At 65.7% G+C, this 24,651-nt stretch carries 21 protein-coding genes; 6 read left to right on the top strand and 15 right to left on the bottom strand.

Annotated features, from left to right (window positions below; translation table 11 throughout):
• Window positions 1–14: 14 nt before the first annotated feature.
• From gspD to ACQY4Y_RS13455, 6 genes are all read right to left on the bottom strand, one after another.
• Window positions 15–2,372 (bottom strand): type II secretion system secretin GspD, encoded by a 2,358-nt coding sequence (gspD, locus tag ACQY4Y_RS13480; RefSeq protein ID WP_428491127.1) that lies wholly within the window; start codon window positions 2,370–2,372, stop codon window positions 15–17.
• A gap of 311 nt (window positions 2,373–2,683) precedes the next feature.
• Window positions 2,684–3,565, bottom strand: coding sequence for a general secretion pathway protein GspK (locus ACQY4Y_RS13475; protein WP_428491126.1), 882 nt, complete (start codon window positions 3,563–3,565; stop codon window positions 2,684–2,686).
• The gene (locus ACQY4Y_RS13470) at window positions 3,562–4,203 is read right to left on the bottom strand and encodes a PulJ/GspJ family protein (protein ID WP_428491125.1); all 642 of its coding nucleotides are present in this window, start codon (window positions 4,201–4,203) and stop codon (window positions 3,562–3,564) included. The genes ACQY4Y_RS13475 and ACQY4Y_RS13470 overlap by 4 nt, the downstream gene beginning before the upstream one ends.
• Window positions 4,200–4,628, bottom strand: coding sequence for a type IV pilus modification PilV family protein (locus tag ACQY4Y_RS13465; RefSeq protein ID WP_428491124.1), 429 nt, complete (start codon window positions 4,626–4,628; stop codon window positions 4,200–4,202). The genes ACQY4Y_RS13470 and ACQY4Y_RS13465 overlap by 4 nt, the downstream gene beginning before the upstream one ends.
• On the bottom strand, window positions 4,625–5,848 hold the full coding sequence (locus ACQY4Y_RS13460; protein ID WP_428491123.1) for a type II secretion system F family protein: 1,224 nt from the start codon (window positions 5,846–5,848) through the stop codon (window positions 4,625–4,627). The genes ACQY4Y_RS13465 and ACQY4Y_RS13460 overlap by 4 nt, the downstream gene beginning before the upstream one ends.
• Window positions 5,845–7,542 (bottom strand): GspE/PulE family protein, encoded by a 1,698-nt coding sequence (locus ACQY4Y_RS13455; RefSeq protein ID WP_428491122.1) that lies wholly within the window; start codon window positions 7,540–7,542, stop codon window positions 5,845–5,847. Before ACQY4Y_RS13455 ends, ACQY4Y_RS13460 begins: the two co-directional genes overlap by 4 nt.
• 433 nt (window positions 7,543–7,975) lie before the next feature.
• On the opposite strand from ACQY4Y_RS13455, the gene ACQY4Y_RS13450 reads away from it, so the two are divergent.
• Window positions 7,976–8,863 (top strand): ferritin-like domain-containing protein, encoded by an 888-nt coding sequence (locus ACQY4Y_RS13450; protein ID WP_428491121.1) that lies wholly within the window; start codon window positions 7,976–7,978, stop codon window positions 8,861–8,863.
• Between the two features lie 144 nt (window positions 8,864–9,007).
• Here the strand turns inward: ACQY4Y_RS13450 and ACQY4Y_RS13445 are convergent, their stop codons facing one another.
• The 3 genes from ACQY4Y_RS13445 to ACQY4Y_RS13435 all read right to left on the bottom strand — a co-directional run bounded on the left by ACQY4Y_RS13445 (window position 9,008) and on the right by ACQY4Y_RS13435 (window position 14,467).
• Window positions 9,008–11,875 (bottom strand): bifunctional diguanylate cyclase/phosphodiesterase, encoded by a 2,868-nt coding sequence (locus ACQY4Y_RS13445; protein WP_428491120.1) that lies wholly within the window; start codon window positions 11,873–11,875, stop codon window positions 9,008–9,010.
• A gap of 253 nt (window positions 11,876–12,128) precedes the next feature.
• Window positions 12,129–13,088 (bottom strand): hydroxymethylglutaryl-CoA lyase, encoded by a 960-nt coding sequence (locus ACQY4Y_RS13440; protein ID WP_428491119.1) that lies wholly within the window; start codon window positions 13,086–13,088, stop codon window positions 12,129–12,131.
• 176 nt (window positions 13,089–13,264) lie between these two features.
• The gene (locus ACQY4Y_RS13435) at window positions 13,265–14,467 is read right to left on the bottom strand and encodes an aldo/keto reductase (RefSeq protein ID WP_428491118.1); all 1,203 of its coding nucleotides are present in this window, start codon (window positions 14,465–14,467) and stop codon (window positions 13,265–13,267) included.
• Window positions 14,468–14,567: 100 nt separating this feature from the next.
• Here ACQY4Y_RS13435 and ACQY4Y_RS13430 point away from each other — a divergent pair, with 100 nt between their 5' ends.
• Entirely contained in the window at window positions 14,568–15,107 is a 540-nt protein-coding gene (locus ACQY4Y_RS13430) for a TetR/AcrR family transcriptional regulator (RefSeq protein WP_428491117.1), read from the top strand.
• Here the strand turns inward: ACQY4Y_RS13430 and ACQY4Y_RS13425 are convergent.
• From ACQY4Y_RS13425 to ACQY4Y_RS13405, 5 genes are read right to left on the bottom strand one after another with little or no spacing between them, the layout of a single operon-like run.
• Window positions 15,104–15,445 carry an antitoxin gene (locus ACQY4Y_RS13425; protein ID WP_428491116.1) on the bottom strand — a complete coding sequence of 114 codons (342 nt, stop codon included), beginning with the start codon at window positions 15,443–15,445 and terminating at the stop codon, window positions 15,104–15,106. The two genes, ACQY4Y_RS13430 and ACQY4Y_RS13425, sit on opposite strands and share 4 nt — an antisense overlap.
• A gap of 18 nt (window positions 15,446–15,463) precedes the next feature.
• Entirely contained in the window at window positions 15,464–16,558 is a 1,095-nt protein-coding gene (locus ACQY4Y_RS13420) for an ABC transporter ATP-binding protein (RefSeq protein WP_428491115.1), read from the bottom strand.
• Between the two features lie 5 nt (window positions 16,559–16,563).
• A complete protein-coding gene (locus tag ACQY4Y_RS13415; protein WP_428491114.1) occupies window positions 16,564–17,628 on the bottom strand; it encodes an extracellular solute-binding protein in 1,065 nt (354 codons plus the stop codon).
• Between the two features lie 10 nt (window positions 17,629–17,638).
• Entirely contained in the window at window positions 17,639–18,439 is an 801-nt protein-coding gene (locus tag ACQY4Y_RS13410; protein WP_428491113.1) for an ABC transporter permease, read from the bottom strand.
• Entirely contained in the window at window positions 18,436–19,362 is a 927-nt protein-coding gene (locus ACQY4Y_RS13405; RefSeq protein WP_428491112.1) for an ABC transporter permease, read from the bottom strand. Before ACQY4Y_RS13405 ends, ACQY4Y_RS13410 begins: the two co-directional genes overlap by 4 nt.
• Window positions 19,363–19,766: 404 nt before the next feature.
• Here ACQY4Y_RS13405 and ACQY4Y_RS13400 point away from each other — a divergent pair, with 404 nt between their 5' ends.
• The 4 genes from ACQY4Y_RS13400 (at window position 19,767) to ACQY4Y_RS13385 (ending at window position 23,802) form a co-directional block, all read left to right on the top strand.
• Window positions 19,767–21,932 carry an amylo-alpha-1,6-glucosidase gene (locus ACQY4Y_RS13400; protein ID WP_428491111.1) on the top strand — a complete coding sequence of 722 codons (2,166 nt, stop codon included), beginning with the start codon at window positions 19,767–19,769 and terminating at the stop codon, window positions 21,930–21,932.
• A gap of 62 nt (window positions 21,933–21,994) precedes the next feature.
• Window positions 21,995–22,294 carry a hypothetical protein gene (locus ACQY4Y_RS13395; RefSeq protein ID WP_428491110.1) on the top strand — a complete coding sequence of 100 codons (300 nt, stop codon included), beginning with the start codon at window positions 21,995–21,997 and terminating at the stop codon, window positions 22,292–22,294.
• Window positions 22,295–22,323: 29 nt separating this feature from the next.
• The gene (locus ACQY4Y_RS13390) at window positions 22,324–23,418 is read left to right on the top strand and encodes a mandelate racemase/muconate lactonizing enzyme family protein (RefSeq protein WP_428491109.1); all 1,095 of its coding nucleotides are present in this window, start codon (window positions 22,324–22,326) and stop codon (window positions 23,416–23,418) included.
• Window positions 23,419–23,421: 3 nt separating this feature from the next.
• A complete protein-coding gene (locus ACQY4Y_RS13385; protein WP_428491108.1) occupies window positions 23,422–23,802 on the top strand; it encodes a VOC family protein in 381 nt (126 codons plus the stop codon).
• 8 nt (window positions 23,803–23,810) lie between these two features.
• On the opposite strand, the gene ACQY4Y_RS13380 is transcribed toward ACQY4Y_RS13385, so the two are convergent.
• Entirely contained in the window at window positions 23,811–24,599 is a 789-nt protein-coding gene (locus ACQY4Y_RS13380) for a class I SAM-dependent methyltransferase (protein WP_428491107.1), read from the bottom strand.
• Window positions 24,600–24,651: the final 52 nt, after the last annotated feature.

Raw genomic sequence — 24,651 nt, 5'->3', positions numbered from 1 at the left:
AGCCGTTCCGTCCGCTACTGCTGCAGTTGCAACTGACGTCGCAACCGCCGTGATGGATCGGTCTGACCGGACGGCCCCAGATTGTTCAGGAAGCCAGGCACCGCCGCGGCATTGATCAACTGGTCCCGCAGATCCTCGGTCAACGCCCGCGCATCGCGTTGGTCATGCACCACGTGCGGGGTGATCAGGATCAGCAGCTCGGTCCGCTGGCGAGTGTTGTTCTGGTTGCCGGCCAGCAGCCCCAGCAACGGTATGTCCTTCAGCCAGGGGATCCCCTGGTTGCCCACCGACGCGGTATCGGTGATCAACCCCGCCAGGCCGATGGTCTGTCCGTCCTGCACCACCACCCGGGAACTGACGTTGCGTTCGTTGAAGGTCGGCGAATTGACGCCGGGCGTGGTAATTCCCGCCGCGACGCTGCTGACATCCTGCATCACATCCAACGTCACCAGGCCGCCGCTGTTGACCCGCGGCGTGACCTCCAGGATGACGCCGGTCTGCTGGTAGTTGATCGAACTGACGATCGGCGCGTTGCTCGAGATGGTGCTTTGTGAAGACTGACTTTGATACGGCACCACGGCGCCGACCTGAAGCCGCGCCGGTTGATTGTCCAGCACCATCAGTTCCGGGGAGGACAGCACGTGCACTTTTGTGACCTGCTGCAGCGCCTGGATCGCGAACGGCACGCCACCAGCGCCACTGCCGCCAAGGAAGAAACCCGGGAAGCTCAGGTTCAAGGCGGCCGCCGATGGGCTGGCGACGTTCGCAGTGTTCGGCTGGGTGTTTAGGATTCCGTTGATACCGCCCGATTTGAAGAAGAACTGCGTGCCGTACTGCAAGGCGTCGTCCAGCGTAACCTCGGCGATCACGGCATCGATCCGCACCTCCAGCGGAAGAATGTCGATCTTGCGCAGCATCGCATCGATCGTCGCGGTTTCCTGCCCCGTGCCATACACCAGAACCGAGTTGTTCTGGTCGTCCGGTATCACCCGCAGCGTCTCGGTCCCCTGATCGCCGCCGCCCTGCTCCAACCCGCCCAGCAGCGGATTGGCACCAGCCGCCGGCGGCGCCTGACCTCCGCCCCCGGTCGCCGTTTGCCCCCCGCCGGACTGTCCCAGGCCAGACTGTCCGAGGCCAGACTGCCCGACGCCCGATTGCCCCAGACCCGATTGCCCGCCGCCTGATCCGGTGATGCCGCCCGACAGGCTGCCTCGACCCAAGGAGCCGGCGGATCCGCTGCCCAGGCCGGCACCGCCGCCGCCATTGCCGCTCAAACCGCCGCCGCTGGACGATTGCCCGTTCTGTGACCGCTGGTTGGCGGTCGGCTGCGCCGTCACGTTGTTGGGCGTGAACGCCTGCTGCAGCACATACGCCACGTCTTCGGAATGACTGTTCTGCAGATAATACACGTGCCAACTGCGGATCGTCCGCTGCCGCGCGCGGTCGATCAATTCATACACCCGCCGAGCGTCTTCGATGTAACGCTGCTGCGGCGACACCACCAGCACTGCATTGATCCGCGCCAATGGAATGACCCGCACCAGCCCCGACAGCGCGCCATCCTTCTGTCCTCTGAACGCGTCCTGCAGCGCCTGCGCAAAATCCTTCACGTCGCCGCTGCTCACCGGCAGCACGGCGTAGGACTGCTTGGCCAGGACATCGACGTCGAACGCCTTGACCAGGTCGATCAGGCCCTCACGCGCCGCCGGTTCGCCCGAGATCAGCAAGGCGTTTCGTCCCGGATCGGCGGCGATCTTGCCGCCCTGGCCGACATAGGGCTGCAGCACCTTGGCCAGACCCTCGGCCGATGCGTATATCAGCGGCACCACTACCGCGCCGGCCGTCCCGCCGGCACTGCCCGCGACCGCAAGCGCCTGCGCGATCGGCACCACCCGGTACAATCCGCCGGAACTGGTCAGCGCAGCGCCGTTCTGCGCCAGCAGAGACTCCAGCGTCGGCACCAACTGGGACCGGTTCAGCGGCCGTACCGTATGCAGCGTCGCGGTGCCATGAACCGCCGGATCGATCGTGTAGTTGACCTTCAGCAGGCTGCCCAGGATCTGCGCGGCAACTTCGCGAATGTCGGTGTCGGCGAAATCCAGACTGATATCGCCGGGTCCCGACGCAGCCGCCGGGGCCGCCGCCGGCGGCGCGCCCTGCTGGCCAAATGCAACCTCCGGCGGGGGCAGCGCGTTGGGCGACCCAATAGCACCGTTTACCCGCGGCGGCGCTGTGGTTCCGCCATTCGGAAGTTCCCTGAGTGCCGAGATCGCCGGTGGAGATGGGCGGTTGCATCCGGTCAATTGCGTCAGACCAAGCAGGACCACAAGCGCCCCGCATGAACGCTGCTTGCGAACGGTGTGTTGTCGCATTCTTTCGGTCTGCCCCGCCCTTATGCTGGCGCACTGATGGACCGGACCGCCGACGCTATGCGACGCAATCCCTTGTGATCCCGCGCTTCAACAACGTGATTAACGTTAACTAATAGCAATAAAAAGCCGCCGGTTCTCGTTGACATGGGCAATACCCTTCGATCTCACGAGATGCCGCGTAACGGATGGTCGATCTTCCGGCACCGACCAACTGCGTGTGGGGGCCACACTGTGGCAGCGATGCAAGCCTCGCCGCCGCTTGCCGGGCAACCCGCGCGCCGGCGATCGCGCTCGGCCGCCCGTTCGAGACACTATTCCGACGCGACCGCGGATCCGGCGCCGCGAACCGAGGCCACCGCCGGAGCGCTGACCGCATCGACGCGGTGGCGCAGCAAAATATTCACCCGTGGCGATGCGTTGCGAAAGTTGGCGGAGGCCACGACCACGATCGAATAGCGCGACGATTGCGGCCCCACCGCGGTGGCGTGAATACGCAGCATTTGGTCATCGGTCCGCGCCGTGGCCGTGGCCTGCGAGGTGGCCGCGTCGTCGGCCACGCCGGACGCATCGCTCAATGCTCTGGCCACCACCGGGTCGCGGGTCGACATGTCGGGATCGTCCTCGGACAGCACCGTCAGGTGCGGCGCCAGCCGGGCATACAGCTCCGCCGTCATACCCAGGACGTAAGTCAACTCGTGGACGCTCTGGAATGGCGTCCCGGGCGGCCCGTAGTTCCGCCCCGCCGCCCGATAGTCCGATGCCTTGGCGCCCCCCTGCCGCGGATTGGCGTTCTCGGTGTGCCAATCCAAAATGGCGGCGGCAAGCCGCTCGGCCACGGCGGGCGGACCGCCGACCTCGATGATCAATGATTTCAGCAGGTCGCCCGAAGCGGTGTTCAGGTTCACCCGGTCGGCCTCGTTCTCGATCCGAACCAGAACCACGGTTTGACCGATCCGCACCCGGTGCACCACGCCATCGGCGCGCAGTCGAGGGTCCGCCGCCGCCTGCATGTGGAACATCACGTCGGCGACCGCGCCGTCGGCCGCCGCCGCCAACACCGCCGCCTGCTTCAGATTGTCCGCCAACTGGGTATCCGACCGCCCGGCGGCGACGATCTGTGTGCCCAGCAGCGCCAGCAGGCCCATGGTCCAAAGCACGATCAGCAAGGCGAAACCGCGCTGGCGCTGGGTCATGGCCGCGACAGCATCGGCGCGACGACGATATCGGGCCAGCGCGGCGGCTTGGAACCGGCGAACAGCACGCGAAGCCGCACCAGCAAGGGCGGATCCGGTTCGTGCCATTGCGACACCCAGACCCCGGGTCGGCGCCAGTATTCGATCGCCAGCCGAGCGACGCCGCCGACCAGATCGGTCTCCGACGGCTTGGGCGGCGGCCCGAACGGCATCGTATGTGGATCCGGCCGCCAGCGCAGCACCAGCCGGTTGCCCGACACCGCCAGCCCGGCTTGCACCCGCTCCGACCGCAGTCCGGACCCGGGCAGCCGTATCCGGGTCACCCCGGTCAGGGTATTGGCCGACCCGTCGATCGAGGGCCTCGCCGGATCCTCGTCCGGGATCAGGTTCTCGACCACCGAACGCAGCACGCGGTCCACTGCCTCGAGGTCGGTCTTGCCGTCCGACATCCGCGCATCCTGGCGCCAGGCGGTCAGACCGAACCGCACGGTCTGGCTGAGCCCGACCAGCAGGAAGCCGAACACCGCTAGCGCGACGATGATCTCCAGCAGGGTGAAGCCCGCCTGGCCCGCCGTCTTGCGCCCCGTCTTGCGCCCCGTCTTGGGCCCCGTCTTGGGCCCCGTCTGGCGCCGCGTCATCCGCCGACCTGCTCGGTATCCAGCCGCACGCTGCGTTCGGTGCCGCCGTCGTTCCAGCCGATCCAGACGTTGATCGCGTATAGTACCACCGGAAACGACACCGCCGCGCGGGGCCCGATCAGCCCGGCCGGGCGCAGCGCGGCGGTGCCGACCGGGGCCACCCGCAACCGATAGCGGAAGCCGCCGCCATCGCTGCCGCGCCAGTCCCCGGCCGCCAGCGCGGTGCCATGCGTGGCCGCGGTCAGCCGCGACTTCGCCCGCACGATCGCCTGGTCATACATCGATGCGGTCTGCGTCGCGTGCAGGCCGGTGCCGACCGCGCGGAACAGAGCCGCCGCGGCGATGCCGGCCACGATCAGCGCGATGATCACCTCCAGCAGGGTGAAGCCGCCGGTCGCCGCCGGCCGCGCCGGAGGCCGCGTCATCCCGAGGCCAGATTGTTCAGGCTGAGCATCGCGGTCATCAGCGAGGCGACGATGCCGCCGACCGCGACCCCCATCAGAATGGTCATCGCCGGCACCAGCAGCGCGGTCAGCCGCTGCGTCGCCAGCCGGGTCTTTTCCTCGTGGATGTCGGCCGCGCGCAGCGCCATCGGGCCAAGCTGCGCGGTTTCCTCACCCAGGCGCAGCAGATGGATGCTGCGCGCCGGAAACACCCGGGCGGCGTCCAGCGCTCGGCTCAGCGAGCCGCCGCCGCGCGCCGTCACGCTGGCCTGCTCGACCGCCGATCGTGCCGCGCGGTTGCCCATCGCGTCGCGCACGATCGCCAGCGCCGGGATCAGCGCGACGCCGTTCTGCAGCAGGGTGCCCAGCACGCGGGTAAACCGCGCCGCCGCCACCTCGCGGATCAGGCCGCCGACCACCGGCAACCGCAGCAGCGCCCGATCGGTCAGCAGACGGACCCGATTCTGCCGCAGCGCCGAACGCGCCGCGAACACACCCAGCACGATCGCCGCCAGCAGCCACAGGCCGTCGTGCTGCACGAAAGCGCCGGCCGAGATCAGGAACTGCGTCGAGGCCGGCAGCGCCACCCCGCTCTGCTCGAACATCGGCACGAACTGCGGCAGCACCTCGGTCAGCAGCAAGGTCACCGCGCCGATCATCGCCACCAGCAGCACGGCGGGATAGATCATCGCCGAGGTCACCATTGACGCCAGGGTGCGCTGGCGATCGAGCAGATCGGCGATCCGGCCCAGCGTCGGCCCCAGATTGCCGCCCGCTTCGCCGGCCCGCACCAGGCCGACATGCATCGGCGGAAAGCTCGCCGGGGTGCGTGACATCGCCACCGACAGCGGGCTGCCGTCGCGCACCGCGTCGCGCAAGCCGGTGATCGTCGGCCTGACCCGCGCCGAGGCTGTCTCCTGCATGTAGCGCAACGCGCGGTCCAGGTCCTGTCCGGCGGTCAGCATGGTCGCCAGCTCGCGCATCAGGTCGGCGACATCCTGCTTGCGCAATCCGCGCCGGCCGCCGAGATCGAGCTGCAGCAACCCCGACCAGCGCGGCGCCCGGTCCGCCGGTTCGGTGCGCACCGGCATGCTGCCCTGGCGCTGCAGCCGAGCCACCACCTCGGCCTCGGTCGAAGCGTCCATCACCCCGGCGAGGCGTTCACCGGCGGCACCGATCGCGGTGTAGCGGAACGTGGTCATGCATCGGCCCGGATGCTGCGGGTGAGTTCCTCGATCGTGGTTTCGCCGGCCAGCGCGGCGGCCAGGCCGGCGTCGAACATCAGCTCCATGCCGGCGGCGACCGCCGCGCGTTCGATCGTGGCGTGGTCGGCGCGGGCGAAGATCAGCCGCTCGATCTCGGGTCCGAGGTCGAGGAACTCGGCGATCGCGGTGCGGCCGCGATAGCCGGTCTGCCGGCAGGCGGCGCAGCCCGTCGCGTGCGACAGCATGATCGGGCGGTCGGTGGTGCGCCGGTCCAGGCCGAACCGCTCGATCAGTTCGGGTGGCGCCGGTTCGGCGCGCCGGCAATCGGGGCACAGCCGCCGCACCAGGCGCTGCGCCATGATGCCGCGCAGCACCGCGGTCAGCAGGTAGTCCTCCACCCCCATGTCGCGCAGCCGGGTCACCGCCGCGGCGGCCGAGTTGGTATGCAGCGTCGACAGCACCAGGTGCCCGGTCAGCGCCGCCTGTACCGCGATCTGCGCGGTTTCGCCGTCGCGGATTTCGCCGACCATGATGACATCGGGGTCCTGGCGCAGGATCGAGCGCAGCAGGCTGGCAAAGGTCAGGTCGATCTGGGCGCGCACCTGGATCTGGTTGATGCCCTGCAACTGGTACTCGATCGGGTCTTCCACGGTGACGATCTTGCGGGTCACCGCATTCAGCGCCAGTAGCCCGGTATACAGCGTGGTGGTTTTGCCGCTGCCGGTCGGCCCGGTCACCAGCACGATCCCGTTCGGCAGTTCCAGCGAGGTTTCGAGCTTGCGGATGACGCGCGGCGCCAACCCTAGCCTGGCGTAGTCGAACACCACGGCGGTGCGGTCGAGGATGCGCAGCACCACGGTCTCGCCGTGCAGCGACGGGATCGTCGACACCCGGAAATCGACGTCCTGACCGCGCACCGCCATCTTGATGCGGCCGTCCTGCGGCATCCGCCGTTCGGCGATATCCAGCCGAGCCATGATCTTGATCCGCGAGGTGATCGCGGCGGCCAGATGCCGCGGCGGCGGCTCTGCCTCGTGCAGCACGCCGTCATAGCGGTAGCGCACCCGCAGCCGGTCCTCGAACGGCTCGATGTGGATGTCGGACGCCTGGGTCTCCACCGCGCGGGTGATCAGCAGGTTGACCAGGCGGATCACCGGCGCCTCGCTGGCGAGGTCCTTCAGCCGTTCAGCGTCTTCTTCCAACGGGGCGTCGGCCTCGGCGTTCGGGTCGGCCTGGGTCTCTTCGGGGTACAGCCGATTGAGCGCGGTCTCCAACTCGATCGGCACCGCCACCTCGAGCCGGACCGGCAGGCCGGTGGCGACGGCGACGGCGGACTGGGTGAACCGGTCCAGCGGATCGGCGGCGGCCAGCACCAGGGTCTGGTCGTTCGCGCTGATCGGCAACGCGCGGGCGTGGCGCAGAAACCCCGCGGTCAGCCGGTCCGGCAGCACCGGGTCGATGCGCGGATAGCGGTCGGCCGAGGTGATCGGGATCGACAGCAGGCTGGCATAGGCCTCAGCCAATCCGCGCTCCGAGACCAGGCCAAGCTGGATCAGCACCGTATCCAGGCGCTGATCGGATTCGGTGGCGACGCGGCGGGCGCGTTCCAGGGTCCGCGGCGCGCAATGGCCTTGCCGCAGCAAAATCTCGCCAAGAGCGTCAAGCTCGTGATCGGTGACTGTGGTCCCCATCAAGGCCGTCCCATCCAGAGCGTCTCGCCGACGTGCCGGCTTGCATAGGCCGCGCGGCAAATCGCCTGCAAATGACAGCTCGGCGATAACATAATACGCCGGTTCGGCGCACTCGGATCAATTACACGATGCGATCACCGGCATGGCACTCGCGTCACGCCGGTCGGGTTCCGGCCAGGACTTGCGACGCCGGTCGGTTGATCCGCCGGCGTAACCCCCCCGCATCGAGAAGAAAATACTGAAATAGTTCTGCTCGTTCACTGTGTTCTGTCATAGTCAGCGCATATAGGACAGGTTTGTGACAATATTTATTCTTCGTGATGGTAATCCACCAACGCATTCACCCCGTAATTCCACCGTGACCTCGAGGCCGAGGATTGCGAGTGCCGCGCGGAGCACACCACGCCAATAATACATTGGGAGTTACATATACATGTCAGATTTCGACGAGATGAGCACAAAACTGCTCACATCAGATCGACGCAGACTACTCCGCAACGCAGGACTGGGAACCGCCTTCGCCGCCGCGTCCGGGTTCGGCCTGTTCAAGCCGACACCCGCGAAGGCCGCCGGTACCCCGACCGACGCCGATATCCTGAACTTCGCCCTCAATCTTGAGTATCTGGAGGCCGAGTATTACCTGTTTGCCGCCAATGGCACCGGCCTGTCGCCCGCCGACATCAATGGCGTCGGCACCACCGGCAGCGTGCTCGGTGGCGCAGCGGTGCCGTTCACGATCCCGGCCGTCCAGCAATACGCGAACAAGATCGCCGCCGACGAGCAGGCCCACGTGCAGTTCCTGCGTTCGGCCCTCGGCGGCGCCGCCGTCGCGCGTCCCGAGATCGACCTGGTCAATAGCTTCAACACCCTCTGGGCCGCCGCGGGCCTGGTGCCGGCCGGCGGAACGTTCGACCCATTCGCCAATGATTTGAACTTCCTGCTCGGTGCCTATGTATTCGAGGACGTCGGGGTAACCGCGTATAATGGCGCCGCTCCGCTGATCCAGTCGAAAACCTACCTCGGGGCAGCAGCCAGCATCCTGGCAGTTGAAGCCTATCACGCGGGCAGCATACGGACCTTGCTGTTCCAAATGGGCCAGGGCGCCGCAACCGCCGCGATATCGGCAGTGCGTGCCGCCGCGTCGGGCGCGGCCGACGATCAGGGCGTGGTCTGGAACGGACAGGCCAATATCACCCCGACCGACGTCAACGCGCTGGCCTTCAGCCGCACCACCACGCAAGTGTTGAACATCGTCTATCTCGGCGGTGCCAGCGGCAATTTCGGCTTCTTCCCGCAGGGCTTGAACGGAGCGATCGCCTGATCGCAGCGCGGTTCAGCGCAGCTTCCTGATGGCGGATCCGGAGTTCGTCCGCGAGGACGAACTCCGGGCCGACAACAGCATCGGCCTGATCAGTGGCGAAATCTGCCCAACAAATGAAACTATCCCCGGCCGTGTGCGGTATCGTCAGGCAGCATCCTGACGTGCGCGAGACTGCGGCGCGCTGCACATGAGGGCGGTGCACGCGGACATAGCTGAGGCGGTTTCCGAGGCGTCACCGCCGCCGCCTAACGAACCCAGGTTGTCGCGAATGAAATCCTGCACCTGTCCAGCAGGCATCGGCCGTCCCAAAAGATAACCCTGGATCTCGCTGCAACCGCGTTCGCGCAGCGCCGCCAGTTGGTCCGCCGTCTCGACGCCCTCGCCCACGGTGGCGAGGCCAAGGTTGTGGCACATGTCCAAGATCGCCTCGAGAATGACCCGAACGCCCGCGTCGTCGGCCTGGCCCTGCACAAACGCCCGATCGATCTTGATCTTGTCGAAACAAAAGCGCCGCAGGTAACTCAAACTGGAATAGCCGGTGCCGAAATCGTCCAGCGCGATCCGCACGCCCATCGCCTTGATCGCCTTCAGGTTCGCCAGCACCGCCTGGCCGTCATCGGCCAGCACCGATTCTGTGACCTCGATTTCCAGATGCTCAGGCGCCAGCCCGGCCCGCAGCAGCGACGCGGCGATATCATCCTTCAGCCCGTCGTTGTGAAGCTGCATCACCGATACGTTGACCGCGACCGGCAACCGCGGCTCCCAGCTCGCCACCGCCGCGCAGGCGCGGCTCAGAACCCATCGGCCCAGACGATCGATCAGGCCGCAACTCTCGGCCAGGCGAATGAACACGTCTGGCGAGACGAAGCCGCGCACCGGGTGGCGCCAGCGCGCCAGGGCCTCGAACCCGATGACCCGCAATGACGCGCTGTCGAATTTGGGCTGAAAGTGAACCTCCAGCGCATCATCGTCGAGCGCCCGCCGCAGGTCGCGTTCCAACAGGCGCCGATCGGTCACCGCCTGGGTCAAATGTTCGTCGAAACACCGATACACGCCGCGCCCGCCGGTCTTGGCGCTGTACAGCGCCATGTCGGCCTGATTGAGCAGCGTGTCCACGTCCAGACCGTCGCGCGGATAGAACGCGATACCGAGACTGGCCCCGATGCGGATCTGCTGGCCGTCCACCTCTACCGGGTCGGCCAGCCGCCGCAGCACACGCTCGGCGAACGGCGCGACATCGCCGGGTTCACGCAGCGTGGTCAGCAGAATGACGAATTCGTCGCCGCCCAGCCGTGCGACCACATCGGTTGCACGCATCAGCGCCTTCAGGCGGCCGGCGACCTCGATCAGAAGCTGGTCGCCGACATCATGGCCCAGCGTGTCGTTGACCGGCTTGAAACCGTCGAGGTCGACGATGATCAACGCGGTCAGATCCGGCTCGCCGGCGCCGCCATCGATGATCCGCGCCATCCGCTGGCGCAGTTCCATCCGGTTCGCCAGCCCGGTCAGCGCATCGTGATGCGCCAGGTACTGCACCTGGGCGTGCGCCAGGCGCTGTTCGGTGACGTCGGTGTAGGTTTGAACGTATCCGCCATCCGGCAGCGCGTGGGTTCGGATCTCGATGATTGTGCCGTTCTTCAGCGCGGTCTCGACCTTGTCGCTGCGTATCGACCCGGCGGCCAGGGTCAGCCCGCGGCCGGTGTCGGCGTTGACGACCCCGGTCATCAGCTCGCTCGCCCGCAACGCGACCTGCTTCATCGCCGCGTTCGCCAATTCATCGGGGCCGGCGAGCAGGTCCAGCACCCGCGGGTTGATCACCAATACCTTGCCCTGGCGATCGACCATCAGCACACCCTGGCTGATGGTGTCCAAGGTAACCGACAAAGCGCGGCGCGAGGCCAAGCTGCGGCGCTTCTGCCTGATCCAGAAGAAGCCGATCAGGCCGACCGCGCAACTGACCGCCGCTCCGCCCAGCAGGGCATCAACCCGCAGCGCCCGATACCAGCCGAACACGGTGTCGGTGTCGAAGCCGACCATCACGATCAGCGGATAATCCCGCAGATGGCGAAAGCTGGCGATATCGCTGACGTGGCCGGCGGCATCGCTGAGCCCGAGCGAACCGGTTGGATGCTCGAGCACCTCGCGCCGTTCGGATTGTGTCGTGAGGGCTTGCCGGCCGTTCACCCCGCCCGCCCAGGGACCGCCCGCCCAGGGACCGCCCGCCCAGGGACCGCTCGCCCAGGGACCGCCCGCCAAAGTGGTGCCGTTGGACGATAAGATGGAAACGAAACCGGTTCCCTGCTCCAGCGATCCGGAATGCCGCGCAAGTTCGGCGCCGCTCACCGACAACGCCACCACGCCGGCGAATGCGCCATCAAGGCCGACCAGCCTGCGGCTGAATTGGATCCTTCCCACCCCACCGTCCAGGCCGATCATCGGCCGGCCGACGAACAGATCGTCGCGCGCTGGATCGAGTTGCGCGCGGAACCGCATCCGCTCGGCGATGCTGCTGCCCGACGCCAGCGTGTCGGTGCTGGCAACCACCAATCCGGTAGCGTCGGTCATCGCGACCCGCGCCGTCAGATCCTCGGCGAAGCTTTGCGTCCGCACCCAGCGCTGAAAATCGAACCGCTCGCCCTCGGCCAGCTTCAGAGCACGTGCGCTCAACAGGATATAGTCGATCTGGCCGATCGTGCGCCTTGTGCTTTCCTCCGCAGCCCGAGCCAGGTTGCCGGTCGTGCGGACCGCTGCCGCCTTGGCGCCGCTGTATTCGTGGTGCAGGCCGGCGACGATGCCGATCCACGGCAGGATCAGGAAACAGCCGATCGCGATCAGCTCCGGCAGCGGCGTTTCGGTCTTGGAACTTGGCAACAATGACCGGATCGCGCGACCCGACCGGGCGATCGACCGACTGGCCCCGGCGAACGAATGCCACCGGCCGGTCGCCTCGTCTGGCGGTGCTCGGCGGCCGTTGCGCGGCAAACCGGCAAGTCCCAGATCGGCTGTCTGCATGCGGGAAACGAGCGCCTTGGTGATCTGTCTTCCGCACTAGCCCGGCGATTCCTAACATTCGGTTAATTTTGCGCGGAAAAATCGCGCGGCCCGAGGATGCCCCGAACTCGATGGCCGAATGACCGCAACCACCCACAACACGCGGCTGGCCGGCGCGCCCACCCACGAAGTCAGATCATGCCGTCTCGGACACGACCCAGCCACGGCGGCGCGGTCACCCCACCTCGGCCGAGGGCCGGCCAGCGATGCCGGATCAGGCGGCCTGGCGGCGGAACGCGTCCAGGCTGCCGGCATGGATCAGCTCGCTTGGCAACTGGTGCCCGACGATCTGTTCCGCCATGCGCCCGACCTCGATCAGCGCATCGAGGTCAACCCCGGTCTCGATCCCCATCTCCGCGCACAGCAGCACCAGTTCCTCGGTGCAGATGTTGCCCGCGGCCTTTGGCTGGCCGGCGAACGGACAGCCGCCCAGGCCGCCGACGGTGGAGTCGAACTCGGTCACGCCCAGTTTCAGCGCCGCATGTGCGTTGGCCACCGCCAGGCCGCGGGTGTCGTGCAGATGCAGCGCCACGGTCATGTCCGGCCAATGGTTGCGCACCTCGTTGATCACCCGCTCGATCCGCGCCGGGGTCGCCCAGCCCATGGTATCGGCCAACGAGAACAGGCTGATCGGCGCATCGGTCTGTTCGGCGATCGCCATGCCGTCGCGCAGCGTGCTGACGACCTCGGCGGGCGAGATGTCACCCTGGTAGTTGCAGCCGAACGCCGCCATCACGCCAATGCGGGTCACCGCGATGCCCTTGGACTGCTGCAAGGCGCTGTGCTTCTTCATCGCGTCGAGGTTTTCCGCCGGGCTGCGGTTCAGGTTCTTGCGGGTGAACCCGGCCGACGCGGTCAGCGAGATCGATCCATTGATCGTCAGCTTGTCCTTGAACGCCAACGCCCGGTCGAGCCCGTTGCCGTTGAAGAACAGCCCGGTGTAGTGCACGCCGGGTTTGGCGCGGAAGCCTTGCACCACCGCCTCGGCGTCGGCCCAGCCCGGCACCAGGCGGGTGTTGACGAAGGAACAGGCCTGGATGTGGCGCAGACCGGTTTCCGCCAACGCCTCGATCAGCCGGATCTTGTCGGCGGTCGGGATCGGGCCGGGTTCGATCTGGAAGCCCTCGCGGGGGCCTTCCTCGTGGATTTCGACGCGGCGGGGCAGATCGGTCATGGCGGCAGTTCCTTACTCTGTCCGGTTCAGACTGCATCCGGCGGCCCGAATTTGCCAGGGGTGGGCTCCCGTTGCCACGTTCAGTCCATGAATGCGGCGGCGTCAAACACGTTCGGCGCACGATCGAAACGCTCGTGACGGGCGAGCCGACGCAACAAATCGGCGAATGCGTCCGTCTAGCTTGGCTTAGCTGGCATGGGTCTTGACGGCGCCGAGCGCGATGCGACGGCGCTCCCGCCGAAGACGACGTTCTGGCGGCCCGCCGGCGTGAACAGGCCATACATCGTTGCCGCCTCCGGGGCGCTCGCCGCGTCCAGTGCCGCAAGTTGCTCCGCCGGCAAGTAAAGGTCGGTGGCGGCGATATTGTCGTAAACCTGGCTGACCCGGCTCACGCCCATAAGCGCGGTGTCCACGCCTGGCCTGGAAAGCACCCAGGCCAGCGCAACCCGCGCGGGCGTCTCACCCATCGCATCCGCGACGCTACGCAGCGCCTCAACGATCCGCCAGTTGCGGTCGGTGAACAAGGTGTCCCCGAAAGGATTGGCGCCATCGAGCCGCTTGTCTTCGTCGGCCCGCGTTTCGCCCGCGCCCGCGTCGCTGGGCAGTCCACCAGCGCGGGGCGCGCCCGCCTCCACGGTGGCACGGTCGTATTTGCCCGAGAGCAGACCATAGGCAAGCGGGCTCCACGGCATCACGCCAAGTCCCATGTCCTGTGCCAAGGGCACGTGCTCGGCCTCCACCTCGCGGCTGACCAGCGAGTAAAAGTACTGCAGCGCGATCGGGCCAGGCAGTCCCCGCAAGGCTGCCAAAGTCGCGAGTTTGGCGACATACCAGGCCGGCGCGTTCGACATGCCCCAGTAGCGGATTTTGCCCACACGGACGAGGCCGGCCATGGTTTCCAGCAACTCCTCTGGCGGCGTCACCGAATCCCAGACATGCGCCCAGTAGAGGTCGATGTAGTCGGTACCGAGCCGGCGCAGCGAACCCTCCAACGCTGTGTGGATGTGCTTGGCCCCGTTGCCGCCAGCAAGAGGCCCTTTCCCTGCCGCAAAGCCGGCTTTGGTCGCAACGACCAGACCACCGCGCAGTCCGCGATCCGCGATGATGGCGCCCAGCATCTCCTCGCCCCGACCGCCGGCGTAGACGTCCGCCGTGTCAACCAGGTTGCCGCCCGCCTCGACATAGGCATCGAACACCGTCTCGGCCGCCTCGCGTTGCATACCCCAACGCGCGACGCCAAAGGTCATGGTCCCCAGCGCCAGCGGACTGACGACAAGGCCTGAACGCCCCAGGGTGCGATAATCAGTTAGCGGCATCTCGAGCACTTTCATAGTGAATGATATACAACCCTGACTGGGGCCGTTGGCGCGATCTGTCAAGTGTTCTATATCGCTTGCTATGGAACAATCAGCAGCGCCTGCGGCGCGCCGGACGGGGCGACCGCTGTCTTTCGATCGAGACGCAGTGCTGGACATCGCAATGCGGCTATTCTGGGAGCACGGCTATGAAGCGACGTCGATTGCCGAACTTACCCAGAAAATGAAAATCACCCCGCCCAGTCTGTACGCGGCGTTCGGCGATAAGCAGCGTCTGTTCAGGGAAGCGGTGCATCGATATCTTGGCGGCGCCACGGCGGTTGCTCAAACGATCCAGGACGCACCGACGTCACGCGATGCCGCTCGCGATCTGCTGACCGCCGCCGCCATCGGCGACACGGCTGAGGATACGCCGCAGGGGTGTCTGCTCGCCAGTTCGATCGTCAGTGGCTCAACGGCCGCTGCAGCCGTCCGCGAAGAGCTGGCGGTGATCCGCCGCGCCATTGAGGCAGCGCTGCGATTGCGGATAGAACGCGACGTCGCCGACGAATTGCTGCCTGCAAGCGTTGATGCGGAAATGCTCGCCGGCCATGCGTTCGCCGTGGTCCAGGGAATGTCCACGCTCGCCAAGGACGGCGCCAGTCGGGACAAGCTGCTTCTTATTGTCGATGCTGCCATGACGTGCTGGCCAATAGCCGATTAATCCTGGAGGCCTGTTGACGATCGTGCAACATTCGGAATTTGCTCGTCGATCTCCGGCCAACTGGCAAGCAGTTCGAGCAGGCTGCCGGTTGGCACGGGCTCGATAATCAGCCGATCGCCGTCGCGCCTGATAGCAGCCTCTTTACCGGGGAGCTCAAATCCCACTGGAATACGAATGGCCTGGTTGCGATTGTTACGAAATAGTCGAACCTGACGCGACTCCGGATTACGCCCGGACATCGACTTCTGGTAGATGCCAAGAACATTTGCCAGCTGCCATCGCAGTTCAAGATCGAAGCGTCGTTCCGTCGGGCCGCGCCTCCGATCCCGCCGTACCATCGGGCTATTTACCGCTGGCTACTCATCCCGCACCACCCGATTGCTCGCCTCGTCCCACTCCGCCAACACCGCCTGCCCCGGCTGCAACGCAAGCGCAGCCCCCGTGCCGCCATCCTGCTGGAATGCGATCAGCCGCTCTCCCCCCGGCAGGCGCAAATAGCAATGCACCATGAACCCGCGGTAGACGACCTGCTCCAACGTCGCCACCACCGCGTTCGCCCTGATTGGCTGGCCCAAATCCTGACCCACCCGAACCGCTTCAGGCCGCACCGCCACGCTGACCCGGCCGTCCGCCACCGCCTGCCCCGATACCGTCAGGTGCAGACCATTGGCGCACACCATCCGAACCGAACCTCCCGACCGCCGGTCTGTCGTTCCTTGAAAGAAATTAGAAACCCCCAGGAAGCCAGCGACAAACCGCGTCGCCGGATGCTGATACACCTCGGCCCCAGTTCCGACCTGTTCCAGCCGTCCGTCACGCATAACCACGATGCGGTCGGCCAAGGTCAACGCCTCATCCTGATCGTGCGTCACCATCACCGTGGTGATCCCCAACCGCCGCTGCAGCAGCCGCAGCTCGACCTGCATGCTCTCCCGCAGGCTCTTGTCCAGCGCTCCCAGCGGTTCATCCAGCAGCAGCATCGCCGGCTCGATCACCAGCGCCCGCGCCAGCGCCACACGCTGCTGCTGGCCACCGGAAAGCTGCGACGGCAATTTGTGCTGATGACCGCCCAGCTGCACCAGGTCCAGCGCCTCCTGCACCCTGGCTGCCGCCGCGCGGCGCTTGATGCCGCGCATCTGCAGCCCGAACGCCACGTTCTCGGCCACGGTCAAATGCGGGAACAGGGCGTAGCTCTGGAACAGCATGCCGATGTTGCGGCGATGCACCGGAATCCCGGTGATCGGCCGCCCATTGACGAAAATCTCCCCCCCGCTCGGCTGCACCAGCCCGGCGATCATCCGCAGGCTGGTGGTCTTGCCGCAGCCGCTCGGACCCAGCAGCGCAACAAGCTCGCCCGGTTCGATGGCCAGCGACAGCCGCTCGACCGCGACCGAGCGGCCATAGTGCTTGGTCAGATCCTTGAGCCGAACGGCGGCGGGCTGCGTGTGCAATCCGCTCAGCTTCCAAAAATCTGGTTGAGCTTCTCCAGCCACGCCGGACGCCGCGGATTGACATAACCCCAGTCGCAGGCAAACAGGCCCATCGCATCCATCTTGCTGTCCGGATAGGCGATGTATTTCGCCGCCTCCGGCTTCAGATTCAGCCCGCTGATCGACGGCGCGGTCAGCGTCGCCTCGGCCAGCCCCTGCTGCACCGAGGGCTCCAGCATCCGGTTGATGAACGCCGCACCCAGGTCCGGTTCCGGCGCGCCCTTGACGAAGCTGAGGCAGTTGATGCCGGCGAACGTGCCCTCTTTCGGGAACACCATATCCAGTGGCGCGCCGGCCACCGTGTAGGGATAGACGTCCTTCGAGTATTCGATGCCGCCGACATCCGCCTGGCCCTGCGCCACCATCATCACCATCGCCGGGTTGGCGATCGTCGTCAGCACGCTCGGCTTCAGTTGCGTCAACTTGGGCCACGCCTCGTCGGCAACATACTGCGCCTGCTGCAGCGGCTTGCCGGTGACCATGCTGGCGGTCGCCACCAGCAGGTAGATGCTTTGGGTATATTGCGGCGGCGCCATCAGGAAGCGCTTCTCAAACCGTTTCTCCCACAGATCGCCGTAGCTGACGATCTTGATGTCGGTTTGCGGATTGACGAACAGCCCCCCGGTCGAGATCGCGAACGCCGCGCCATAACCGTCATTGAACAGAAAACGCTTGTACACCCGAGACAGATTGGGGATCTTGTCGACCGGCAACGGGTCCAGCAGTCCCTCGCGCTTCGCCAGGTCGATGCCGATATCGTCCATGAACATCGCGCTGTATTTCGGATTGTTCCGGGTCGCGCGCAACGCCGCGATCTGCGTCAGCGTCACCCCCTCGGTGGTGAACACGCGGCATTTGTAGTCGGTCTGAAACTGCGGAATGATGTGCTTGCGCACATATTCGCCCTGCTGCGCGCTATAGATACCGATCTGGAGCGATTTTCCCTCGGCCCAGGCGCGCGAACTCAGAATGGTGGGCATCGCCAACACCACGGTTGCGGCCTTCGCCAGAGTCCTGCGACCGATCGTCATCACCATCTCCCTACATCCCCATTGCACGCCGCAGACCGACCAACCGATCCAGAACCAGCACCACGACGATCGCCAATCCGATCATCAAGGTCGAAATGGTCGCCACCGACGGGTCGAACACGCTGCTCGCCTTGCGGTAGATCAGCATCGGCATCGGCTCGTTCTGCGCATCCGCCAGCCACATCGACACCGGGTAGTTGTCGAACGACACCATGAACGCGAACAGACTGCCCGCCGCGACACCCGGCGCGATCTGTGGCAGCGTCACCCGGCGGAACGTGCGCCAGCGCGACGCACCAAGGGTCCGCGCGGCTTCCTCCAGCGTGACATCGGCCAGCATCAGGCTGGCGGTCACGGTGCGCACGACATAGGGCGAGGTCACCAGGATATGCGCAATCAGCAGGTTCACCGGCACCGAACCCCAACCCAGCGAGGAGAACAGCTGCAGCAGCGCAAGCCCGGTCACCAGCACCGGGAAGATCAGCGGCGACAGCAGCAGCGATCGCACCACCGCAGCCCCCGGCACCGGGAACCGCACCAGGGCGAACGCCGCCGGCAGTCCCAGCAACACCGCGCCCGCCGTGGCGAAGCCGGCGAGCCACAGGCTGAACGACAGCGAAGACAGGAACTCCGGGTCTCGCAGCACCTTGCCGTACCAGCCCAAGGTGAAGCCCTTCGGCGGAAAGCTGACGAACAGCGTGTCGGACACCGACAATGACATCGTCACCAGCAGCGGCGCGGCGAGGAAAATCAGGGTCGCGACGGTGGCGGCATAAAGCGTCGCCGAGGCCGCGACTCCGCGCCCGTTCATGCCAGGTTGCGCCGCCGTTCGAGGAACCAGCTTGAGGCCAGATTGATCGCCAGCACCGTCACCACCAGAACCACCGCCACGGTGGCGCCGAACGGCCAGTCATACACAGCGGTAATTTGCTGCTCGATCAGGTTGCCCAGCATTTGGGCAGAGGTGCCACCCAGTATGGCAGGCGTGACGTAGGAACTTGCGGTCAGCGAAAACACCAAGGTAAACCCCACCGCCAGCCCCGGCAGACTCAGCGGCAGGGTAACCCGCCAGAACACCCGCCACGACGCCGCCCCCAGGGTCCGCGCCGCATCCTCAAGCTGCGGATCGATCTTCGCCAAGGCCGCGGCCAGCGGCAGCACCATCATCGGCAGGAATACGTGCAGCGAGCCGATCACCACCGCGGTTTCGGTATACAGGATCCGGATCGGCTGGTGGATCACGCCGAGCGACAGCAGCACCCAGTTCACCACGCCGGTGGGTCCATTGCCCAGCAGCAGTTGCCAGCCGTAGGTGCGCACCACGACGCTGACGATCAAAGGGGCGATCACCACGATGGTCATGATCCGCATCACCAGCGCATTGCTGCGCACCATGACGAGCGCCACCGGGTAGCCCAGCAGCGCCGCCAGGGCCGCGGTCACCGCCGCCATCCTGAGCGTCGCAACCAGCACGTGGATGTACAGGCCAGTGCCCAGGAAGTGCTGAAAATGCGCCAGCGTCAGCGGCAGCGTCACCACCCCGTCGGGCCGCTGCGTCAGCACGCTGTAGCCGAACAGCGTCAGCGCCGGGGCGATGGAGAACGCCAGCAGAAACCCCGATGCCGGCAGCAGCAGAAGCAGCCCCGCCAACCGCCCATCACCCAGCCCCAATGGCCGTGCCGACGCTCGAACGACGCGCAAGGCGGGGGAAAATACAGTGGCGGTGACCGTCATCGTTTCGCCAACACTCCGCACGGGATTTAGCCGGCCGCGCTTAGCGATCTGCAATACACATGCCACGCCACGACAACATCCGCCCGCTTCCGGCGTGCGAAGCAACGATCAACGCCACTACAACCGTCAGGATCGGCGCGTAAACCGCCACGCGCCCTGACAGCGACCAAGTGACCCGACGAACGGCACGTCATGGGACCGTGACCGCCAGGATTCCCCTCACCCGGTCAGGCCACACCGCGTTCCGTGCTTGCTTCGATCACTTCGATGTTGAACAGTGCCGTCTGACATGGTCCAAGGCCACGATATGTCCTGGGTGCCCAGCTTGACCATCCCCTGCCGTTTTACATCCGATGGCAAGCGACCGGGAACCCGGCGCGCTCCACACCGCGGAGATTTCGCCCATGCCGTTCAAGGTCCAGGTCGGCCCGCCGCAGATCGCCATTCACCAGGCCATGACGGTGCTGGTGACCGAATCCGATGGCCAGATCAACTGGCCCGGAGACAAGGGACTGTATTTCTTCGATACCAGGCTGATCAGCGCGTGGTCGGTTTACGCCAACGGCACGAAGTGGGACCTGCTGAACGGCGGCGCGGTGAACTTCGATGCCGCCCGCGTCTTCCTGACTAACCAACCATTCCTCACCGAGGATGGCCCGATCCCCTCGCAAACCCTGGCGTTCGAAATCTCGCGCGTTTTAGACCAAGGCCTGCACGAAGATCTCGACATCACCAACTACGGCCAGAAACCGGTCCGCTTTAACCTTGAAATCGCCATCCGCTCCGATTTCGCTGACGTGTTCGACGTCAAGGCCAAGCGCGACATCCGCCGTGGTCACATCAACTCCGACTGGACCGAGACCCGCCAGACCTTGCGCACCACCTACCGCAATGCCGATTTCTCCCGCTCGGTCGCGGTTTCGGTCGGCAAGAGCGATTCTCGCGCCGTGCTCGCCAACGGCCGCCTAAGCTTCGAGGTCAAGGTGCCGCCGGGCGGCCGCTGGCACTGCTGCCTGATGTATGAATTCGCCGACGGCGACAAACGCTATCACGCGCCAAAGGATTGCGCCGCCGACTCCGGACTGTCATCGCAGGCCAAGGCACATCGCGACTGGCGCGAAACGGTGTTGAAATTGCGCACCAGCAATGAAGAATTCTACCGCTTCTACCATCAGGCGATCGACGACATGGCGGCGCTGCGGCTGCCGATCGAGGGCACCGACCACATGGTGTTCCTGCCCGCCGCCGGCTTGCCCTGGTTCATGGCACCGTTCGGCCGCGACAGCCTGATCGTTTCGTTACAGAACATTCTGGTCTACCCCGAGTTCGCGCGCGGCTCGCTGGAGGTGCTGGGCGGCTGGCAGGCCAGGCAGCGCGATGATTTCCGCGACGCCGAGCCGGGCAAGATCATGCACGAGTTGCGCTATGGCGAGCTGGCGCATTTCAAGCTCATACCGCACACACCGTATTACGGCACCGCCGACGCGACGCCGCTGTACCTGGTCACCCTGCACGCCGCCTGGCGCGCCACCGGCGACATTTCGTTGTTGCAACGTTTTCTTCCCAACGCCCAGGCCGCGCTCGACTGGATCGACGAGTATGGCGACCGCGACGGTGACCTGTTCCAGGAATACCAGACCCGTTCCCCGGTCGGCTACGAGAACATGGCCTGGAAGGACGCCGGCGATTCAATGGTCTATGCCGACGGATCCCCGGTGCGCGGCCCCAAGGCGCTGTGCGAACTGCAAGGCTACGTATACGACGCCTGGGTGCGCATGGCCGAGGTTTTCGATGCGCTCAAGCAACTGGATCGCGCGCGCGCGTTGCGCCAGAAGGCGGCGGCGCTGTTCACCAAGTTCAACCAGGCATTCTGGGACGAGGACGCCGGGTTCTATGCCTACATGCTGGATGGCGAAAAACAGCGGGTGATGACCGTCGCGTCCAACCCCGGACACCTGCTGTGGTCGGGCATCGTGCCGCCGGATCGGGCCGCCCGCGTGGTCGGGCGGCTGATGCAACCCGACATGAATTCGGGCTGGGGCATCCGCACGCTGTCCTCCAAACACCCCGCCTTCAATCCCTATTCATACCAGAACGGCTCGGTTTGGCCGCACGACAACAGCCTGATCGCACTTGGTTTCAAACGCTACGGATTTAGTGCCGAGGCCGGACACATCGCGCGCGATATCAGCGAGGCCGCCAGCTATTTCCTGCTGAACCAGTTGCCGGAACTCTACGCCGGGGTACAGCGCGACGGTGCCAATTTTCCGGTGCAATACCTGGGCGCCAACGTGCCGCAGGCGTGGGCGGCGGGGTCCTGCTTCGCGCTGCTGCAGGCGATGCTGGGCATCCAGCCGGACGCACCCGCCAACACGCTGTATGTCGATCCTGACCTGCCACCCTGGCTGCCCGACGTCACCCTGACCGACCTGCGGCTGGGCAAAAAGCACCTCGATATCCGGTTTTGCCGTGATGGCGACAAGACCAGGTGGGAGGTGCTGCGCGGCGATGCCAAACTGGTCAAGTATCGCGGCGCCGTCCAGGCACGCGAAGCGCTCGGCGTGGCCTGACGCAATCGAGCCGACGCGGTCCAGATCTTCGTCGCTTCGCTCGATCCAGAAGGTAGCCGCCTATGCCTGACCCTGATCGAAACTTCAAGAATGAACAGAATCAGGCTTTGGAACATATGAAAGCGACCTTCATCGCCGCCATCGAACAGGCTTATGAGGCTTTCGCGGAAACCATGTCGGCCGCCGGGTCCGGCGAACCGCCGCCCCCCAGGCAGTTTTCCGCAAACTGCGGCGTGCACCTGGCCTGCTGCATGCACTGCGGCGCGGACATCAACCGCTTACACGGTGGCGATGGCATCAAGAACGCCGTCGATATTTCCAATCACGATTGGGGGTCCAAGTTCGAGCTACAACAGAAATAGCCAAACTATCTGCCGTCGGAGGAACACCCATGAAAATCACCAGCCACGAAACGACCACGCTGCGCGTGCCGGAAGACGACCCTCTCGCCAACATGCCCGAGCAGGCCGGCCGTACCCGCCCAGTCGTCATCCTGCGCCTGCGCACCGACAGCGGTATCGAAGGCATCGGCGTCACCTTCTACGGCGGGCGGATGACCGGAAGCCTGCGCACCGCAGTCGACGAACTCGCCACCCTGACCGTCGGCGAGGACCCGCTGCGAATAGAAATGATCATTGCCAAGCTGCGTGCCGGCACCGGCGATTCCTGCGGCCCCGGCGGCATCTTTACCCTGGCGCTGTCGGCGATCGATGTCGCGCTGTGGGATATCAAGGGCAAGGCGCTCGACCAGCCGCTGTGGAAGTTGCTCGGCGGCCATCGCAACCGGGTGGCGACCTATGCCTCGGGCTCGCTGCGCCGCGGGTTGACCGACGATCAGGCGCAGCGCGCGGCACGCATTCTGGTGCAAAAAGGCTTCACCGAAATGAAGACCCAGATGGCGCTGCCGGGAAACCCCACCCCGGCCGAGGAAGTGCGCCGCGTGCGCGTGGTGCGCGAGGCGATCGGGCCTGACGTCAAGCTGATGTGCGACATCAACCAGCGCTGGCGCCCCGAACAGGCGATCGACATCGGCAGTCGCGTCCAGGATGTCGGACTGTTCTGGCTCGAGGACGTCACCGCCGCCGACGACTACCCTGGCCTCGCCCGCGTCACCGCCGCGCTGAACACACCGATCGCCGGCGGCGAATATCTGTGGGGCATCGTTCCGTTCCGCCACATGATCGAGGCCCGCTCAGTCGATATCATCATGATCGACATCTGCCGTGTCGGCGGCGTGACGCAATGGATGAAGGTCGCCGGAATGGCCGAGGCGTTCAACCTGCCGGTGGTCAGCCACGTGATGCCGGAAATCCTGCTGCATATGGTCGCCGCCTGCCCCAACGGGCTGACCGTCGAGTACATGCCGTGGATGCTGGCGCTGTACGAAGAGACCCCGACCATCGACAACGGCATGCTGATACTTCCGGAAAAACCTGGGCTGGGGCTGACCTTCGACGAGAAGGCGATCACCGCGTTCAAGGCGTGACGGATGCTCGATCACGTCACGCTGGGCGTCAGTGACCTCGAAGCGTCGAAGACGTTCTATGACCCGATCCTGCTCATTTTGGGCGTCGCCAGACTCTACCGGGAGGGCAAGAATTTCGCTGGTTATGGTATCGGCCGAAAGGCGTTCTTCTGGATCGGAGTGAAACAGCCGCCGATCACTGGAATGCACGTTGCGTTTGCCGCTGAAAACCGGCGACTGGTGGACGCCTTCCATGCCATTGCTCTCGCTAATGGCGGGCGAGACAACGGCAAGCCTGGTACGAGGCCCCAATACCACGCGGACTACTACGGAGCATTTATCCTCGATCCCGACGGGCACAACATAGAAGCCGTCTGTCACAACCCATCGGGCGCAACCACCTAGCAGGAAGCTCACCGAACATTTGGTCGCCACGCCACCAGGGCGGAGGTTTCCACCACTTCCTCACGCACCTCCGCGAGCGCGGCGCGCACATCCGCGACCATGGCTGCCGCCTTCTCGCCGAGGCGCGAGGGCGAGGTGGAGGCCATGGACAGTGTCCGCTGCACCAGCGTCTCGACATTGAGCGCACGGCGCTCGATGACGCCGAAGCTTTCCAGGCGGGCAAAGGGTGAATCGAGCAGGATCGCCTCGTGGCGGACCCAATCAGGGTCGCGTCTGTGGGACTCTGCATTGGGGCCGTAATGGTCGCGGATGTCGTGCCAGACCTTCCGCCAGGCATTCACCGGGACCTCAGGTGCGGAATCGCGGAATAGCGCTATCGCGCCGGTGGGCTCGATCATCCGGTCGAGCCGATTGAGCGTATCCACCCTGTCCATCCAATGGAACGAGCGCCCCATGACGACCAGGTGGAAATGGCCAAGCCCAGGGTCGAGGTCATAAGAGCTGCCGGCCAGAAACCGGATGCTTGCAGCCTGCCGGGCCAGCGCGCGGGCCGTGGTCAGCATCTCCGCCGACGGGTCCATCGCCACCACCTCGCGGGCGAGCGGGGCGAAGCTGCGAGCGAGCGAGCCTGGGCCACAGCCAAGGTCGAGCACGCGGTGGTGGGAACCAAGGCCGGTGACGTCGGCGACACGGCGGATCAGCGCCAGGCTGTAGGGCACCCGCCCTCGTTCGTAGTGCGGCGCCGCGGAGCGATGCCGATCGGGGTCGAACGGAAGCGGTGCGGACGAGGGGGTCATCAGACTTCCGGAAGAATAACCTGTCACTCCTACATCCCCTGTCGCGCGGCTG

This window comes from Rhodopila sp., assembly GCF_965277165.1.
Lineage (GTDB): Bacteria > Pseudomonadota > Alphaproteobacteria > Acetobacterales > Acetobacteraceae > Rhodopila.
The sequence above is the reverse complement of the archived record's forward strand: the minus strand, read 5'-3'. Positions and strand labels throughout refer to the sequence as shown.